This is a genomic window from Streptomyces sp. GC420, assembly GCF_009916105.1.
Lineage (GTDB): Bacteria > Actinomycetota > Actinomycetes > Streptomycetales > Streptomycetaceae > Streptomyces.
The window spans coordinates 1-1,643 of sequence record NZ_JAAAXQ010000726.1 but is presented as its reverse complement, the minus strand read 5'-3'; the positions used below and the strand labels follow the sequence as shown (position 1 = coordinate 1,643).

The window sequence follows — 1,643 nt, the reverse complement described above, 5'->3', positions numbered from 1 at the left end:
GCTAGTGCTGTGACCGCATAGGTTCACCGGGTTGCTCGTTGTGCTGGTTGGAAGCGATGTCGCTTCCAACCAGTAGGGGAGGCGGGATGGCACCACCGGTCAGGGTCCGGAGGCTGACGGAGCAGGAGGGGCAGAAGCTTCAGCAGATCGTTCGGCGAGGTAGTACGAGCTCGGTGCGGTTTCGGCGGGCGATGATGCTGCTGGCCTCGGCTGGCGGCAGCACGGTCCCGGTGATCGCACGGCTGGTCCAGGCGGACGAGGACACCGTCCGGGACGTGATCCACCGCTTCAACGAGATCGGGCTTGCATGCCTCAACCCTCAGTGGGCGGGAGGCCGTCCCCGCCTGCTGAGCAGTGACGACGAGGACTTCGTCATCCAGACGGCCACCACCCGCCCGACCGTGCTGGGCAAGCCCTTCACCCGTTGGTCGGTCCGCAAACTTGCCGACCACCTGCGCCGGAACATGACCAGGCCCGTCCGGATCGGCCGCGAGGCCCTGCGGTGCTTACTGGCCCGCCGGGGGATCACTTTCCAGCGAACAAAGACCTGGAAGGAGTCCCCGGACCCGGCCTTTGATGCCAAGCTCGAGCGAATCGAGTACGCGGTCAACGAGCGTCCTGACCGCACATTCGCCTTCGACGAGTTCGGGCCACTGGGCATCCGCCCCACCGCCGGCTCCTGCTGGGCCGAACAGAGCCGCCCCGACCGGCTGCCTGCCACCTACCGCCGCACCCACGGCATCACCTACTTCCACGGTTGCTACTCCGTCGGCGACGACAAGCTGTGGGGTGTCAACCGGCGCCGCAAAGGCATCGACCACACCTGGGCCGCCCTGCGGTCGATCCGAGCAGCCCGCCCGGACGGCGGCCCGATCTACGTGATCCTGGACAACCTCTCCGCCCACCTGAACTGGAAGATCCGCAGGTGGGCGGCCAGGAACAAGGTCGAGCTGTGCTTCACACCCACCTACGCGTCCTGGGCCAACCCCATCGAGGCTCACTTCGGGCCGCTGCGGCAGTTCACCCTCGCCAACTCCCACCATCCGAACCACACCGTCCAGACCTGGGCCCTGCACGCCTACCTGCGCTGGCGCAACCAGAACGCCCGCCACCCCGACGTCCTGGCCGCCCAGCGCCGCGAACGCGCACGCGTCCGCAGCGAACGAGGTCTCCGCTGGGGCGGCAGGCCACTGCCGGCCGCAGCCTGACCCCGCTCAACCCGGCGAAGTCACAGCATTAGTCGTCGAACTCGAAGCCTGAAGCCTCCGCACGGGCAATGATGTCGCGGACTGCCTCGGGGCTCATGATGACGGATTCGACGGCCGTCTTGAGTCGCGCGAGGTCGCTCGAACTGCCGACCGCGCAGAACATGCCAGCCTCGCTGTCGAAATCGACGTGCTCGGCAATATCCGGCCAGGCAAACCGCACGAGACCCTCCCAGAAGTACCCGTTCGGCTCGTGCCCGGCGGCAACTACTGCGGCATCGGCAGCCAGGCCGCCAGCATCCAACGTCAGCGAGTGCTCGCCATCGAAGTCATGGAGGTGGATGGTCACGGCGTGATCGTCTCACCCCAGCACGCGAACCGTTCGTCCGGTCCCTCACAACTCTCGAACCCGGTGAACCTTCTCGGTCACAGCACTAG

The 1,643-nt window shown here is 66.9% G+C and carries 2 protein-coding genes; one reads left to right on the top strand and one right to left on the bottom strand.

Annotation, left to right across the window (positions count from 1 at the left end; genetic code table 11):
• The first annotated feature begins 86 nt into the window (after nucleotides 1-86).
• Complete coding sequence (locus tag GUY61_RS39450) at nucleotides 87-1,208, top strand: IS630 family transposase (protein WP_243767035.1); 1,122 nt, start codon at nucleotides 87-89, stop codon at nucleotides 1,206-1,208.
• A 28-nt stretch (nucleotides 1,209-1,236) separates the two neighbouring features.
• Here the strand turns inward: GUY61_RS39450 and GUY61_RS38160 are convergent, their stop codons facing one another.
• Nucleotides 1,237-1,554, bottom strand: a complete 318-nt coding sequence (locus GUY61_RS38160) for an Imm51 family immunity protein (protein WP_166634870.1) — start codon at nucleotides 1,552-1,554, stop codon at nucleotides 1,237-1,239.
• Nucleotides 1,555-1,643 lie beyond the last annotated feature (89 nt).